Annotated in this window: 12 protein-coding genes; 9 read left to right on the top strand and 3 right to left on the bottom strand. The window is 70.7% G+C overall.

Going from position 1 to position 13,521, the window contains the following annotated elements:
- The first annotated feature begins 159 nt into the window (after nucleotides 1-159).
- The 5 genes from ACWD3H_RS01675 to ACWD3H_RS01695 are packed head-to-tail and all read left to right on the top strand — an operon-like array spanning nucleotide 160 to nucleotide 5,443.
- A complete protein-coding gene (locus tag ACWD3H_RS01675; protein ID WP_451953680.1) occupies nucleotides 160-1,119 on the top strand; it encodes a 3-oxoacyl-ACP synthase III family protein in 960 nt (319 codons plus the stop codon).
- Nucleotides 1,119-1,850 carry a glycosyltransferase family 2 protein gene (locus tag ACWD3H_RS01680; RefSeq protein WP_350952970.1) on the top strand — a complete coding sequence of 244 codons (732 nt, stop codon included), beginning with the start codon at nucleotides 1,119-1,121 and terminating at the stop codon, nucleotides 1,848-1,850. The genes ACWD3H_RS01675 and ACWD3H_RS01680 overlap by 1 nt, the downstream gene beginning before the upstream one ends.
- Entirely contained in the window at nucleotides 1,847-2,968 is a 1,122-nt protein-coding gene (locus ACWD3H_RS01685) for a cytochrome P450 (protein ID WP_350952972.1), read from the top strand. The genes ACWD3H_RS01680 and ACWD3H_RS01685 overlap by 4 nt, the downstream gene beginning before the upstream one ends.
- Complete coding sequence (locus tag ACWD3H_RS01690) at nucleotides 2,965-4,470, top strand: AMP-binding protein (RefSeq protein WP_451953681.1); 1,506 nt, start codon at nucleotides 2,965-2,967, stop codon at nucleotides 4,468-4,470. Before ACWD3H_RS01685 ends, ACWD3H_RS01690 begins: the two co-directional genes overlap by 4 nt.
- Nucleotides 4,463-5,443, top strand: a complete 981-nt coding sequence (locus ACWD3H_RS01695; RefSeq protein WP_451953682.1) for an NAD-dependent epimerase/dehydratase family protein — start codon at nucleotides 4,463-4,465, stop codon at nucleotides 5,441-5,443. Before ACWD3H_RS01690 ends, ACWD3H_RS01695 begins: the two co-directional genes overlap by 8 nt.
- Here the strand turns inward: ACWD3H_RS01695 and ACWD3H_RS01700 are convergent.
- A complete protein-coding gene (locus tag ACWD3H_RS01700) occupies nucleotides 5,398-6,306 on the bottom strand; it encodes a hypothetical protein (RefSeq protein ID WP_355547552.1) in 909 nt (302 codons plus the stop codon). The genes ACWD3H_RS01695 and ACWD3H_RS01700 overlap by 46 nt on opposite strands.
- Nucleotides 6,307-6,533: 227 nt before the next feature.
- Here ACWD3H_RS01700 and ACWD3H_RS01705 point away from each other — a divergent pair, with 227 nt between their 5' ends.
- Together ACWD3H_RS01705 and ACWD3H_RS01710 are read left to right on the top strand one after the other, a co-directional pair.
- Nucleotides 6,534-7,925: an LCP family protein gene (locus ACWD3H_RS01705; RefSeq protein WP_451953683.1), complete on the top strand. Its 1,392-nt coding sequence runs from the start codon at nucleotides 6,534-6,536 to the stop codon at nucleotides 7,923-7,925.
- A 119-nt stretch (nucleotides 7,926-8,044) separates the two neighbouring features.
- Nucleotides 8,045-8,605, top strand: coding sequence for a hypothetical protein (locus ACWD3H_RS01710; protein WP_451953684.1), 561 nt, complete (start codon nucleotides 8,045-8,047; stop codon nucleotides 8,603-8,605).
- Nucleotides 8,606-8,705: 100 nt separating this feature from the next.
- On the opposite strand, the gene ACWD3H_RS01715 is transcribed toward ACWD3H_RS01710, so the two are convergent.
- Nucleotides 8,706-10,655, bottom strand: a complete 1,950-nt coding sequence (locus ACWD3H_RS01715; RefSeq protein ID WP_451953685.1) for a DUF7927 domain-containing protein — start codon at nucleotides 10,653-10,655, stop codon at nucleotides 8,706-8,708.
- Nucleotides 10,656-11,039: 384 nt separating this feature from the next.
- On the opposite strand from ACWD3H_RS01715, the gene ACWD3H_RS01720 reads away from it, so the two are divergent.
- Nucleotides 11,040-12,005 (top strand): ATP-binding protein, encoded by a 966-nt coding sequence (locus ACWD3H_RS01720; RefSeq protein WP_451953686.1) that lies wholly within the window; start codon nucleotides 11,040-11,042, stop codon nucleotides 12,003-12,005.
- A 63-nt stretch (nucleotides 12,006-12,068) separates the two neighbouring features.
- The gene (locus tag ACWD3H_RS01725; RefSeq protein WP_343971632.1) at nucleotides 12,069-12,455 is read left to right on the top strand and encodes an SCO5389 family protein; all 387 of its coding nucleotides are present in this window, start codon (nucleotides 12,069-12,071) and stop codon (nucleotides 12,453-12,455) included.
- 8 nt (nucleotides 12,456-12,463) lie between these two features.
- Here the strand turns inward: ACWD3H_RS01725 and ACWD3H_RS01730 are convergent, their stop codons facing one another.
- On the bottom strand, nucleotides 12,464-13,498 hold the full coding sequence (locus ACWD3H_RS01730; RefSeq protein ID WP_355547569.1) for an LLM class flavin-dependent oxidoreductase: 1,035 nt from the start codon (nucleotides 13,496-13,498) through the stop codon (nucleotides 12,464-12,466).
- Between the last annotated feature and the right edge of the window lie 23 nt (nucleotides 13,499-13,521).

Here is a 13,521-nt window from a genome sequence, read left to right on the forward strand (position 1 = left end):
CACGACAGGAGCGGTTACCCCCGCATAACCGGCTTATGCCGGTGTGAGACGCGCCGTTTCATTGGTCCTCAGCTGCACGATCAGGACAAATCCCCACCTTTTCGATACATTGCGCGAGCATGGGGACATAGGGAGACTTAATCCTGTTTAGGGAGATCAATGAAAGCCCGGATCACGGGCGTCGCGACGTATCTGCCGGAACGGACCATGTCCAGCGCGGATGTGGAGCGGCGGATCGAGGGCTACGTGCCCTACGGAGGCGTCGTCGAGAGGCTGACGGGAATCCGACGGCGCCATGTGGCCCGCGATGACCAGCAGGCCTCGGACCTGGCCGCCGAGGCGGCCCGCGGCCTCGACCACTCAGGCGTCGACCTGCTCGTCTTCGCGTCGGCCTCGCAGGACATGGTCGAGCCCGCCACCGCGCACATCGTGGCGGCCAAGCTGGGACTCTCCTGCCCGGTGTTCGACATCAAGAACGCCTGCAACAGTATGCTCAACGGGATCCAGATCGCCGAGGCGCTGATCCTGTCCGGGGCGCACCGCAAGGTACTGGTCTGCTCGGGCGAGATCCCCTCACGGGCGATCCGCTGGCGGGTCAGGGATCGCGCGCAGTTCGTCGACTCCTTCGCGGGCTACACGATGTCGGACACCGGAGCCGCGGTCATGGTCGCCGCCGATATGGAACGCGGCATTTTCTACCGCGACTTCGCGGCCGACTCCACGGCGTGGGCGATCGGCACCCTGCCGGGAGGCGGTTCGGCGCATCCTCGCGACCCCGAATACTCCTACTTCCGCGGCGACGGGCGCAGGTTGAAGGAGGCGTTCGAGATGATCGGCCCGGACATCTTCCTCAACGCGCTCAAGCGCACCGGCCTGACCTGGGACGACTTCGCCATCGTGGCGGTACACCAGGTGGCGCTGCCCTACCTGCGCTTCCTGGCCCAGGTGCTCGACATCCCCGCCGACAGGCTCGTGGTCAGCCTGCCCGAGCACGGCAACTGCGCCTCGACCACGCTACCGCTCCAGCTCGCGCTGGGCGGCTGGCGGCCTGGCGACCGGGTGGCGCTGCTCGGGCTGGGCGGCGGGATCAGTACCGGCGTGATCCTGGCGGAGATGTGATGGACCTCTGGGTGATCATCCCTGCCTACAACGAGGCCCACGGCATCGAGGCGACGCTGAGGGCGCTGGCCGAGCAGGACGACCGGGACTTCACACTGCTCGTGGTGGACAACGCGAGCACCGACGGCACCGCCGAGATCGTCCGGCGGCACGGTGTCCAGGTGATCGTCGAGACCCGGAAGGGCACGGGCGCCGCCTCCGACACCGGCATGCGCCACGCCATCGCGCACGGGGCGACCCATCTGGCCAGGACCGACGCCGACTGCCTGCCCCGCCCCGACTGGGTGCGCAACATCCGGCGGGCCTTCGGCGACGGGCTGGAGATGGTCGGCGGCCAGCTGCGCCCCCGGACCGACGAGTTCCGGCTGAAGTTCTGGGAGCGGCACCTCATCCCGTTCGTGGTGGAGGTGGCGGCCACCTTCGGGCGCTTTCGGCCCGGCAACAGGGACCCGCGCTACCTGGGGCCGTACGTGATGATGCCCGGCGCCACCCTGGCCATCACCGCGGAGCTCTACGACCGCGCGGGCGGCTTCCCCAGGACCGCGATCGAGGAGGTCCACGAGGACCGCGCCCTGGTCAACCGGGTGCGCATGCTCACCGCCGCGTACGGCTCGCGCCGCGACGTGGTGGTCTTCGGCTCCGTGCGCAGGCTCAGGGCGTACGGCCTCGCGGGCACCCTCGCCTGGTATGCCGACCACCACTACCGCCCAGAAGTGATCGACGTCCGGTGAACCACGAGACGCGGCTCTACCTGGCCGCGCATCCCTTCGCCTACCCGCTCCTGCGACTGCTGGCCAGACTCGGGCCGGTGGTGCGGGTTCCCGGGCTGGGCGTCGTGGTCAACGACGCCACCGTCGCGCGGGCCGTGCTGATGGACGAGCGGTTCCGCAAGGACGGTCCCGGATCGCCCGGCGACCTGTGGACGCCCGTGCTCGGCCCCTCCGTGCTGCTCAACATGGAGGGAGCGGGCCACCTCGCGCTGCGCAGGAAGCTGATGCCGCTGTTCACCCCCGGGTACGTCTCGGCGCTGGTGGACGACGTGCTCCGCGGGCCGCTCGACGACCTCTCGGCGCGGCTGGGACGCGGCGAGGCGGTCGACCTGGTGGACGCCATGCGGCTGATGGCCGGAGCGGTGATCTGCCGGGTGATCGGGCTGGGCGAGGTCTCCGAGGCTCGGGCCAGGGAGCTGTTCGCGGACGGGGAGCGGGTCGTCTCGATGGTCTCGCTCCGCTCGCGGCGGCTGTCGGATCGGCAGGTGGCGGCCGCCCGGCAGGTGCTGGACCGGATCGGGGACATCGCGCAGGCCGCCTATGAGGCCGCCGACGAGTCCACGGTGATGGGCCGGATGCGGGCACAGGGGCTCTCGCCCGCCGAGGCCAGGGGAGCGGCCGGGGCGTTCTTCCTGACCGGTACCGAGACGGTCGCCACGTTCGTCCCCCGGCTCTTCGCCCTCCTGCACGACCACCGGACCCCGGTGGACGACCTGGACCGGATCATCGAGGAGGCCATGCGGGTCACCACGCCGACCCCGCTGATGCTCCGCTCGGTGTCCACCGCCGCGCGCGTCGGCAAGGCCGCGGTGCGCCCCGGTGACCGGGTGCTGATCGTCACCCACAACTGCGCCAGGGCGTACGGCCCGTTCGATCCCTCCCGCCCCCACCCGCCCGAGCTGCGCAGGCTCTGGTTCGGCGCGGGCCCGCACTTCTGCATCGGCTACCCGCTGGCCCTGGCGGAGATCCGGGCGGTGGCCTCCGTCCTGCTCTCCCACCGGGTACGCGTCCTGCGACGGCGCGCGGCCAGAGGGGTCCTCATTCCCACCTACGAGCACCTGTGGGTCAGTGCCACATGAACGACATCATCAACGGGATCATGGCCATCGCCGGGCGGGAGCCGGGACGGACCGCCATCGTCGACGGCCGAGGCCGCGAGATCACCTACGGTGAGCTCGCCCGCCGGGTGTCGGCGGTCCGCGACGCGATGGGCGGACCGTCACCTGAGGACGGGATGCGGCCCGGGGACGGGGTGCTGTTCGCGGTGCGGCCCGGGGTGGACGCGGTGACGCTGGCGCTGGGGGCGGTCGCGGCGGGCGGGACGCTCGTCCTCGCGGACCCCGGGCTGGCGCCCGACGTGCTCGCGGCCCGCATGGCCGCGACCCGGCCCGCGTGGGTGATCAGCGAGTCCCTGCTCTACACGCTGAGCGGCCCGCTCAGGAGCCTGGCCCGCCGCCGCGGCCTGCTCCTGCCGAACCTCGCCGATCCGCTTCCCGGCCGGCCCGTCCGCCACCTGTACACCGGCCCGTGGCTGCCGGGGGTTCCCCGAGGGGCGCTGCGGCTGCCTGGGATCCTCCGATCGCCGTCCGGCCCGTCCGGGCCACGGGCGTACCGATCCGACCCGGACCAGCCGGCGGCGGTGATCTTCACCTCCGGGACCACGGCGCGCCCGCGAGGGGTGGTGCACACCCGAAGATCGCTCGCGACCGGGCTGGAGATGTTCAGAAGCGTGTTCCCGCTCGGCCCCGGCGACATCGTGCACACCGACCAGCTGATGCTCGGCCTCCCCGCCCTGCTGGCCGGGGCGACCTGGTCACTGCCCGGAGGCGGGGACCTCGCCGCCGAGCTGGCCGCGAGGCGGGCCACCCACACCTTCGCCGTGCCGGTGCACCTGGACAGGCTGCTGCGCCAGACCCCCAGACTTCCCGGAACCCTCCGCTACCTCCTGCTCGGCGCCGCCCCCGCCCCGCCGGGCGTGCTCCGGCGCGCGATCGAGGCCGGCCCCGAGGTGCTGTCCGTCTACGCGATGACCGAGGCGCTCCCCATCGCCATCGCGTCGGCGCGGGAGAAGCTGGCCCAGGCCGAGGGGGACCTGCTCGGGGCACCGCTGCCCGGTGTCGGCGTCCGGATCGCCGAGGACGGTGAGCTGTTCGTCTCGGGACCCCACCTCGCGCGGTGCTATCTCGGGGAGGAGCCGTTGCGCGAGATCGCCACCGGCGACCTGGTCCGGCTCGACGCCGGTCGGCTGGTACTGCTCGGCCGGAAGAAGGACATGATCCTCCGCGACGGCGTCAACATCTATCCGGGCCTGTACGAGTCCGGCATCGCGGCGCTGCCCGGGGTGGCCGAGGCCGCGATCGTCGGACTCGCCGACCCCGACACCGGGGACGAGGAGGTCGTGCTGGCCGTCGTGCCCACCGGCGGCTACGACGAGGGCCGGCTGCGCGGGGCACTCCCCGAAATCATGGACTCGGCGGCCCTGCCCGACCGGATCGAGCCGCTCGACGCCTTTCCCCGTTCAGGGCGGGCCGACAAGCTCGACCGGGCCGCCCTGCGGGACCTGGTCGCCCGCCGTGACTGAGCATCGGGACCGCCCGCATCGGGCCGGCACCGATCCCGGGCCGGGCGGCAGGGCGTTGCGGGTCGCGGTGACGGGGGCCTCGGGGTTCGTGGGAGGCGCGGTCTGCCGGGCGGCCGTGGCGGAGGGCTGGACGGTGTTCGCCTTCGGCAGGCGGTCCGGAGTGGACGGCGGGCACGTCGGCCACGCGCCGTACACACCGTGGGATCTCCTCGGCGGGCGACCGGAGCCGCGGGAGGTGGACGCGGTGATCCACTGTGCCGGGAGCGTCACGGACTGGGGGCCGGCGCGTGACATCTGGGCGGCCAATGTCGACGGCACCCGCAACGCGGCCGCGGCCTTCCCCGGCGCCAGGTTCGTGCACGTCAGCACGGCGAGCGTCTACGACCCGTTCCTGCCGACCGTGATGGCCACCGAGGAGGCCGCCCCGGTCGAGCGGTACGCGAGCGCCTACGGCGCCTCGAAGGCCGCCGCGGAGAGGTGTCTGGAGCGGGCGGTCATCCTGCGACCGCACGCGGTCTACGGCAGGGGGGACACCACGCTGCTTCCCCGAGTCCTCGGCGCGGTCAGGGGTGGCAGGCTTCTCGCGGTGGGCGACGGACGCCAGCGGATCAGCCTGACCTCGGTGGACAACCTGGTCCTGGCCTGTCTGCTCGCCGCCGCGGGCCCCGTCGACCACGGTGTCTTCAACGTGACCGACGCCGAACCCGTCATACTCGACGACGCCCTGCGCTCGATCCTCGCGGAACGCGGCATCGACGCCGAACCGTACTATCTGCCCCTGAAGCTGGTCGACCCCGTCGCGGCCGTCGCCGAGGCCGCCTTCCGGCTGCTCCGGCGCCCGCACCCGCCCCGGCTGACGCGCTACGCCGCGGGCCACCTGGCCGTCGAGCGGACCCTCGACATCACCGCGGCGCGCGCCCGCCTCGGCTACCGGCCGTCGGCGACGTCGTTCGTCGGCTCCTCCGACTGGTGAGCGCGGGATTCGAACATGGCGGCGGCGGCCTGGTAACGGATGAGCCCGTTCCTGGCGACGAAGACCACCCCCGCCATGAGCAGGCCGAGCGTGAAGAGCACGCGCAGGCCGTTTCTCAGGAAGGCGGTCAGCGCGTCGAATATCACGAGCACGGCGGCGACCGGCAGGCCGCCGGGGCTGGTGGAGTCCGGCAGGTAGATGTTACGTAGCGCGGACATGGCGATCGCCAGCGTGAACATGCTCCCGGCCATGCCGATACCGGCACCGATCAGTGCGGTGCACCGGTCGCGGGCCAGGAAGACCCCGGCGGCGATCAGGGCCGGTGACGTACCCGCCAGGACCCACCTCAGTGAGATCAGCCTGTCATGGATGTGGTCGATCTTGGCCACGGCGGAGGCGGGGAGCACCTCGGCGACGGGATGTGTCCTGGGCAGGCGGGAGGCGGCTTCCAGACCGCCGCTCCGCAGCCGGTGTTTGACCAGTTCGTACATCGGGGCGAGGTCGTAGCCGATGCTGCTTGGTATGCCGGAATCCGCGCTCAGGACCGCGACGAACCGGCGGTGCGCCAGCCTGTTGGTCTCCACCCAGGCGGTGACGAAGTCATCGTCGACCTGATCCCCCACCGCGTTGTGGACAAGCCCCTCCTCGGCCGCGACACCCAGCTCGCGCAACCTCAGGGTGATCTCGTCGGCGACGCGACCGGTGACCGCGTCCCTTACGTCCGGGTGGCGGGCCAGCGGCGCCATGTTCCTGAGGTAGCCGCCGGGGTCCGCCACCTCGTTCGCCGTCCAGAACGCCACGAGGGTAAGGGGCGCGAGAAGGCAGCCGAGCGCGATCAAAATCGAGCTGATCATTTTACGCACGGGACCTCCTAACCGCTTTACCTGGAAATCCCCTCGTTTGCCAGTCAAAATCGATTACGTGTCCTTTTTGACCATAACTTGGAGGTCAGCGTCATCCCGACGGCGCGATCTGGTTTACAAACCTTGACCGACCACCCTCAGCGCGTCGAACAACCACATAGCCCATTCAACTGGAAACCGTTACTAACCTGCGACGTATTGGGGTGACGGACAGGAGATGTAGGGCTATGGCCGATAACACGGGGCGGACAGGCGTCGGATCGAGTCTGGCACTGACACTGGGCTCGGCCGTTCTGTGGGGCCTGGCCCATGTCTGGGCGGGCCGCCGCCTGACGGGCGCCTTTCTGATGGGCATCGAGCTGACCCTCGCCGGAGCCGCCGCGATCGCCGTGCTGACCGCGGGGCCCGCCCTGCTCGCCCTCGCCGTACAGCCCGCCTGGCTCTGGGCCTTCGCGCTCGCCGCGATGTTGCTGGCCGCCGTGGCGGTGGCCGTGGTCATACACTCCTACCTGCTGGTGCGGCCGGAGTCGTCATCGCCCGCGGCCCAGTACCTCTCAACCGCCGCCGTCGGCCTGCTGTGCGTGCTGGTGACCGCTCCGATGATCTATGTGGCTCGGCTGGCCTACGTCTCCCAGAGCGTGGTGACCTCGGTGTTCGCGGAGAGCATCACGCCGATGCCGACGGACCCGTGGAAGGGCATGGAGCGGATCAACATCCTGCTCATCGGCGCGGACGCGGCGGCCAACCGGGTCGGCGTGCGCACCGACAGCATGACCGTGGCCAGCGTCGACACCCGGACCGGCGAAACCGTGCTTTTCGGCCTGCCGAGGAATCTGGAGAAAGTCCCGATGCCGCCGGGCCCGGCCCGCGAGCGATTCCCCTTCGGCTTCGAAGGCGAGCCGCCTTACACACCGGGCATGCTCAACGAGGTCTACCAGTACGCCGAGGACTACCCGGAAATGGCCCCGAAGCTGGGCAAGAGACACCGCGGCCCCTCGCTGCTGAAAAGGACGATCGGCGGCATCCTCGGACTCGACATCTCCTATTACGCGATGGTTGACATGAGGGGGTTCGTGGAAATCGTCGATGCGATGGGCGGCGTGCGGATCCGCATCAAGGACCCCATCGTGTACGGCAGGCAGAACGAGGGCCGGATCGAGGCGGGCCGGCGGAAACTCTCGGGCGAGGAGGCGCTCTGGTACGGCAGGTCCCGCACCTTCAGCGACGACTACGTACGGATGAGCCGCCAGAAATGCCTGCTGAACGCCGTCGCCAAGCAGGCCGACCCGGTGACGGTGTTCAAGAGCTTCGAGAGGCTGGCCACCGCCACCGTCGAGGCGATCTCCACCGACATACCGCGGCAGCTACTGCCCGACCTGGTCGAGCTTTCGGAGAAGGTGAAGAACTCCAGGATCAGGAGCCTCCAGTTCGTGCCCCCGCTGATCTATACGGGTGCGCCCGACTACCACCTGATCAGGCGTGAGGTCACCGCCACCCTGGCGGCCCCGCCCGCCGGGGCCGACGCCGCCGTGCCCGCCGTGCCGACGGGGAACCGCGGCAGGAACGCCGGGGAGCGCGCGGGGGCGAGCGCCGTCGTCCTCGACTCCGCCTGCGACTGACGGACGGCAGATCAGCGGGTAACGGCTGATGAGCGACACACCCGGCGCGTTGAGAGCGCCCACGAGGGCCGGAATGCTGTTATGGAGTGATTACTTAGAGTCACCATGGAGGTAAGAGGATGAAACGCCGCCTGGCCAGCCTGAGCCTGCTCACCGCGGTCGCCGTACCCGCTGCTGGATGGCAGCCGGCCTGGGGTGATCCGGTCCCCTCACTCTCAATCTCCCTCGACGACGGGACGAGGGACACCACTCCCGGCGCGGAGAGCACGTACACGCTCCGTATCAACAACCAGGGAACCACCCGGTTGAGGCACATCCTCCTGGTGCAGTCCCTGCCGCCGTCGATGACCTTCGTGAAGGCGGACGCCGGGGGCCGCGTGGAGCAGGGCAAGGTGGCGTGGACCGTGAACGTCCTGCCCAGGAAGGAGACCGTCGTCCACCTGAGCGCCCGGGTCGGCGCGGTCGCGGGGGCGCAGGTGCGGGACCTGGCGACGACTGCCTGCGCCCGCAGGAGCGCGGCCGGCCCCGTGCTGGTCTGCGCCACGGACGTCAACACCGTGGCTTCGCCGGAGACGACCGACTGGGTCCTGCCGATCTCACTGGCCTCCGCCGCCGCGGCCGGGCTGGCCACCGCCGGGTTCCTGCTCCGTCGCCGTCGCCGCCGGGCCCAGCCGGCCTGACCCGCGCGAGAGTCCTGGTCCGACGTTCCTCATCGGAGACCGTCCTGACGGCCTCAGCCTCCCGGTCGCGCGTTCGCGACCTCCGTTGAGGAACGGAGCATCAGGGCGTCCCGCGCCGGCGACACAGCCGCGGGGCCAGGCCGAGGCCGAGGAGCAGGAACCCCGCCAGGACCGGTCCGAGCGGCAGGCCCGTGAACGGCAGCGCGGGACGGCCCGGTCCCGCGCAGGGCCCGCCGACGGGACAGGGGATCGGCAGGGGCCGTTCCCAGGCCGGCCCGTACGACGGCGCGGAAGACGGCTCAGGCACCCGCGCGGGCGAAGGGATCCGGGCGGGCGACGAGGTCCGGACGGGCGAGGGGATCGGCACCAGATCGGAAGCGGGCGGCGACGCCGGTTCCCTGCCGGGGACCGGCGCCGACTCCGGTACATGATCGGTGACGGCCCCCGGTTCCGGGCCGGGGCCGGCCTCCGACGCCGGTGCCGGTGCCGGTGCCGGTGCCGGTGCCGGTGCCGGTGCCGGTGCCGGTGCCGGTGCCGGTGCCATCCTCACCGGCTCCGTCCCGCAGTCGGGATCGGTCGACCCCGCGGAGCAGTTGGACTCGGGCTTCACGCCCACCACCTCGTCGCGCAGCATGGAGTCGCCCGAGGGAGGGTCGCCCACCGTGACGCGGTAGGTGATCGTCACCGCGGACTCCGCCGGAATGTCACCCCGCCAGTCGAGCACCGGCTCGGCATAGCTGACGGTGCCCGAGGAGGCCTCCACATCGCCGAACACCGCGTCGTCGAGCACCCCCGACAGATCGTCCGTGAGGCGGGCTCCGGGGTACGCGATCCGCCCCGGGTTGGTGACCGTGATCGTGTAGGTCACGGTGTCACCCGCCCCGGGCTCCTCCGGCGTGAGCGTCCTGCCGATCGTCACACCCTCCACCGCGACCCGCTGCGCACAGCCGAGGCTCGCCCCGGGAACGGGCTCACCGAGACTGGCCGGTCCCGGCGCCGGGCCGGGGCAGTTCGTCCCGCCCCCGCGAGCCTGGACGGCGCTGTCCAGCACCCGGTCCCCGGTGTCGGGGGTGTTCACGGTCACGCTGTAGGTGATCGTGACCGTCTCACCCGCCGGGATGTCGCCGGTCCAGGCCAGCTTCGACGCGCCGTACGAGACGGTTCCATCCGTGGCCCGCGCGTCGCCGTTGTAGATCGCGTCGTCGAGCACCCGGGAGAGTTCCCCGGTGAGCGCGGCCCCCTGATAGGCGGCGGTGCCGACATTGCCGACGGTGACCGTGTACGCGACCACCTCGCCGGGATCGACCGTCTCCCGGTCCGCGGTCATGAGGACGTACAGCAGCGGCAGGCCGGGCGCGTCGAGGTTGCCGCAGGCGGGATCGGTGGAACCGGCCTCGCAGTTGGAGCCCTCGCCACCGACCAGTTCGCCGGAGAGCCGCAGGTCCCCCGCCGGAGGGTCGTTCACCGTGACTCCGTAGCTGACCGTCACCGTCTGACCGGCGGCCACATCCCCCGACCAGGTCACCCTGGACTCGGCGAAGGAGACCGTCCCCGAGGTGGCCGACTCGTCGTGGTCGAAGTCCGCGTCGTCGAGCACGCCCGACAGGTCGTCGGTGAAGGTGAAGTCCGGCCGGTCGTCGTCACCGGTGTTGCGCAGTTCGACGGTGTAGGTGATCTTCTGCCCGGGCCTGGCGAGGACGGGCGAGGCCGTCTTGGTGATCTCGACCCCCGCCTCCTCCACCTCCGCCGGAGCGGGCAAGGACCTCCCGCCGGACTTGGCGGGAACAGGCGAGACCGTCCTGGTGGCCCCGGCCCCCGCCTCCACCGCCTCCACAGCCTCCACCGGAGCGGACAGGGCTCTCTCGCCGGCCTCCGATCGATGCGGAGACGTCACGGTGGCCGGGTGGGACGGCGGCGTCTCCGTCCCGTTCCGGGGCGGGGCGGACACGACCAGCGGCGTCGCGAGCATCGCGAGCGCGACCCCCCACGCGGCGAATCCGTCGGCTCGCCGCTCGGAAACGCGACGTGACCGGGTATCGGTACCTATCACCAAAGCCCCTTGCTGACCCCTTGTCCACGATCCCGCCGGGGGGCTCAAGATCAACCGACTCGGGGTGGGATACCCGGGCGGCCGGGGTCTCACCGGAGTCGACGGCAAACATCTGCCCTACCCGTACCCAAGGCCGTCGCCGAGTCCGTACAGGAGGGAGCGAAGCGGTAACGGCGGATCTTCAGCACCGGTCATGACATGGCAGGTGTTTTCCCTCAGACCCCACATCCGTACTTGTCATGAGAGACCACTTTCATCCGTGTTCGCAGCGCGGACACCCTCCCAGCCCGCTCGGTGATACACGTCACGCGCCCTCGCCCGCCGTGGCATGATGGTCCCCCGCAGTAGTTGCAATGATTTTCATAATCAGATTGGATCGTCGTCGTGAGGGTGGCATTCGTCGGCAAGGGCGGCAGCGGCAAGACGACTCTGTCGGCGCTGTTCTCGAGATACACAGCGAGCCGGGGCGGTCCCGTCGTGGCCGTCGACGCCGACATCAACCAGCACCTGGGCATGGCACTGGGAGTGGCCGATGGTGCGCTGCCAAGACCGATGGGCTCGCACCTGACCGAGATCAAGGAGTACCTGCGAGGTGACAACCCCCGCATCTCCTCGGCCTCGGCGATGGTCAAGACCACCCCGCCGGGGCGCGGCTCGCGACTGCTCCGCCTCGACAAGCGGAACGACCCGATCCACCGCGGATTCGCCGCCGCCGCACCCGAGGGGCCCCTGCTGATGGTCACCGGGCCGTTCAGCGAGGATGACCTGGGAGTGGCGTGCTACCACTCCAAGGTCGGCGCCGTGGAGCTGTATCTCAACCATCTGCTCGACGGCGCGGGTGAGTACGTCGTGGTCGACATGACGGCCGGGGCCGACTCATTCGCCTCGGGGCTGTTCACCCGCTTCGACATGACCTTCCTGGTGGCCGAGCCGACCCGCCAGGGGGTGAGCGTCTACCGGCAGTACCGTGACTACGCCGCCGACTACGGCGTGCCGATCGCGGTGGTGGGCAACAAGATCCACGGCCCCGGGGACGTGTCGTTCCTGCGCGAGCAGGTCGGCGACGACCTGCTCGTCTGCCTGGAGCACTCCGCGGCGATCCGCGCGATGGAGCAGGGCCGCCCCTTCACCCTCTCCGACCTTGAGGTGGCCAACTCCCGGGCTCTGGGCACGCTCCTCGACCATCTCGACGCCCAGGAGAAGGACTGGGACCGCTTCGGCCGCCAGGCCGTGCGGTTCCACCTCCGCAATGCCGAGGCCTGGGCCAACAGGGCCACGGGCGAGGATCTGGCGGCTCAGATCGACCCCGACTTCGTCTTCGGGCCCACGCGAGTGTCGCTCTCCCGCTAGATGGAGCGATCACCACGCCCGACCTAGTGTCTGATTGATCCCCTTCCGAGAGGAGAACGCAGTATGTCGCTGACCGTTTCGAACGATCTTCTCGACCAGGCCAGGACCGGTGAGGTGGACGACGCGGCTTTTGTCACCTGCGTCAGAGACTCACTGCCCTACGCCTGGTCGCTGATCAGCGACCTGGTCAAACAGCGTGAACATACCGGTGCCGAATTCGCCGACAACACCGTGCCGCCGCCGGACGAGGCCGCCCGCGGCCAGCTCCTGCGCGCGCTCGCCAGCGACGCCATGCGTGGCGCCCTGGAGCGGCACTTCGGGGTGCGGCTGGCCTTCCAGAACTGCCACCGGGTCGCGGTCTTCGACCCGGCCGCCACCGGGGCCCACGCGGAGTTCATCACCGCCAGGTCTCAGATCCTCAACCAGACGCCCGAGCTCGTCGACTGCTGACGGCGGCCTCACTCCGAGGCCTTCCTTCCCCGTGCCCGCCGCACCCGGCGGGCACGGCCGGAGAGCCTGGGCAGCACCTCGGCTCCCAATCGCCTGATGTTCTCAAGGGTGCGGGCGCCCTCGCCCGCGCCCTCCACCATGAGGATCAGGTGCCGCAGGCCGGTGACCTCGGCGGTCCGCTCGATCCTCGCCACGCAGAGATCGGGCGAGCCGACCGGATGCGTCCCGCAGAGGAAGTCCACGTACTCCCCGACGTCGCGCGCCGGCCGCGCCCGCCCGTCCACCGGTACGTATCCCGCGAGACCCGGCTCCAGCCAGCGCGGCATGGCCTTCCGCATCTCCCGCACGGCCTGATCCGTCGTGTCGGCCACATAGCCCACGGCCGCCGCGACATGACCGGGCGGTGACAGCGGGCCCGCCGCCAGCGCACCGTAGTCGCGGATCATGGCAGCCTTCTCCTGATCCCCGACATGCATGCCGAGCAGCATCGGCAGCCCGCGCTCGGCTGCGATCAGCACGGTCGCGGGAGAGGTACACGCGACGATCGGCCTGATCCGGGCCGCCGGCACCATCGGCACCTGCCTGAAGTTGAAGAACTCCCCGCTCGCGGAGAGCGTGTCACGCGAGAGCGCCTCGCACAGCAGGTCGAGCGACTCGCGGAAGCCGCGCTCGAACCTCGCCAGGCCCGTGCCGAACACCTCCAGGTCCACCCACGGCCCGCCCCTGCCCACCCCCAGGGCGAACCGGCCCCCGGAGACCTGGTCGAGGATCGCCGCCTGCTCGGCCAGATCCACCGGATGCCGGGTGGACAGGACGCTCACCGCCGTCCCGACCCTGATCCTGGCGGTGCGCCCCAGCGCCACACCGGCCAGCGTCGCCGCCGACGGGCAGACACCGTACGACATGAAGTGGTGCTCGGCGATCCACGCGTCATCGAATCCCGCCTCCTCCGCGGCCACGACCGCGTCCACAGTGTCGCGCAGCACCTCTCCCGGTTGCCGGCCGGGAAATCCCGCCGCGACCAGGAAGACTCCGATTCGCACTCTTCGATGATGTCCGATGTCCG

This window comes from Streptosporangium sp. NPDC002607 (assembly GCF_053592655.1).

What these genes read in the sequence shown, in the direction of transcription:
- ACWD3H_RS01675 (WP_451953680.1), top strand. Translation starts at nt 160, where the DNA reads ATGAAAGCCCGGATCACGGGCGTCGCGACGTATCTGCCGGAACGGACC.
- ACWD3H_RS01680 (WP_350952970.1), top strand. Translation starts at nt 1,119, where the DNA reads ATGGACCTCTGGGTGATCATCCCTGCCTACAACGAGGCCCACGGCATC.
- ACWD3H_RS01690 (WP_451953681.1), top strand. Translation starts at nt 2,965, where the DNA reads ATGAACGACATCATCAACGGGATCATGGCCATCGCCGGGCGGGAGCCG.
- ACWD3H_RS01705 (WP_451953683.1), top strand. Translation starts at nt 6,534, where the DNA reads ATGGCCGATAACACGGGGCGGACAGGCGTCGGATCGAGTCTGGCACTG.
- ACWD3H_RS01710 (WP_451953684.1), top strand. Translation starts at nt 8,045, where the DNA reads ATGAAACGCCGCCTGGCCAGCCTGAGCCTGCTCACCGCGGTCGCCGTA.
- ACWD3H_RS01725 (WP_343971632.1), top strand. Translation starts at nt 12,069, where the DNA reads ATGTCGCTGACCGTTTCGAACGATCTTCTCGACCAGGCCAGGACCGGT.